This is a genomic window from Streptomyces sp. MA5143a (assembly GCF_900290235.1).
In the GTDB taxonomy this organism is placed as follows: Bacteria; Actinomycetota; Actinomycetes; order Streptomycetales; family Streptomycetaceae; genus Streptomyces.
Map to the genome: position 1 here is coordinate 1 of NZ_OLMK01000065.1, position 1,421 is coordinate 1,421.

Here is a 1,421-nt window from a genome sequence, read left to right on the forward strand (position 1 = left end):
CTAGTAGGACTCCGTTAGGTCTGTCTGCTGGCCGTGTTCAGGGGCATGCGGAGTGTGTGGACGCACATGAAGTGAACCGGGTCCGGGCGACGTTGGCGTTATTCGTGGCGGATGTGTTCGCCTCGGTACCGCGCAAGGACCAGCGGGCCAAGAGCGACTGCTACCTGCGGGGACTGATGATGGACGGCCGCCGCAAGTCCATCCAGGCCATGGCCGAGCGGCTGCCGGACGGCAACGAACAGAACCTGCAACAGTTCGTGAACCAGTCCACCTGGGATCCGGTACCGGTGCGCCGGCGGATCGCCGAGCGGCTGGTGCCGCGGATCGCCCCGGACGCCTGGGCGGTCGATGACGTGTCCTTCCCCAAGGACGGAGGGATGTCGGTCGGCGTCGCCCACCAGTACTGCGGCGCTTTGGGCAAGCAGGCCAACTGCCAGGTCGCCGTCAGCGTGCACGCGGTCTCCGATGCGGCCTCGTGCCCGCTGAACTGGCGGCTGTTCCTGCCCAAGGAGTGGGCCACAGACACCGTCCGACGCCGACGCACCGGCGTGCCCAAGGACGTCGGGCACCGACAGAAGTGGCGCCTGGCCCTGGACGCCCTGGATGAACTGGCCACATGGCATCTGGTGCCGCCGGTGGTGGTGGCGGATGCCGGCTACGGCCAGAACGCCGACTTCCGCGCCGGCCTGGCCGAGCGGGAGATCCCGTATGTGGTCGGCATCCGCGGCGTTCTGACCGTCCAGCCCCATGACGCGCACCCCGCCGCCCCGGCCGGCTCCGGCACCGGACGCCCGACAGTTCCCCGCTACCGGCAGCCACCGCTGCCGGTAGCGGACCTGGCCGCGGCTGCCGGCCGGGAAGCCTTCCGGGAGGTGACCTGGCGGGAAGGCTCCCGGGGCCCGATGACCTCCCGCTTCCTCACCGTGCGGGTCCGGCCGGCCGGGGTGCGTCCGCGTCGGCTGGCCCAGCAGGCGGCGGTGGCCGAGCACGGCCGGTGGGACGGCGTCCTGCCCGACCTGTGGCTGCTGACCGAATGGCCCCACGGCGAGGAGAAACCGACCCGGTTCTGGCTGTCCGACCTGCCCGACGACACTCCGATCGCCCGCCTGGTCCGCCTGGCGAAGATCCGCTGGCGCATCGAGCACGACTACCGAGAGCTCAAGCACGGCCTGGGCCTGGACCACTTCGAGGGCCGCTCCTGGACGGGCTGGCACCACCACGCCACTCTGGTCACCGCCGCCCACGCCTTCCTCACCGAACAGCGGCTGACCCCAAAAGCCGACACACCGGACTCACCCTCTACCAGATCCTCGACGCCCTCCAGGACTTGCTGAACTGCTGGACCGGCATCTGCACCACCTGCCACCAACCCCTGCCCAGCAGAACCACACCAAGATCAAGACAGACCTAACGGAGTCCTA

Annotated in this window: 1 protein-coding gene; it reads left to right on the top strand. The window is 69.7% G+C overall.

Annotated features, from left to right (window positions below):
- The first annotated feature begins 56 nt into the window (after positions 1 to 56).
- Entirely contained in the window at positions 57 to 1,334 is a 1,278-nt protein-coding gene (locus SMA5143A_RS26175; protein WP_107465304.1) for an IS701 family transposase, read from the top strand.
- Positions 1,335 to 1,421: the final 87 nt, after the last annotated feature.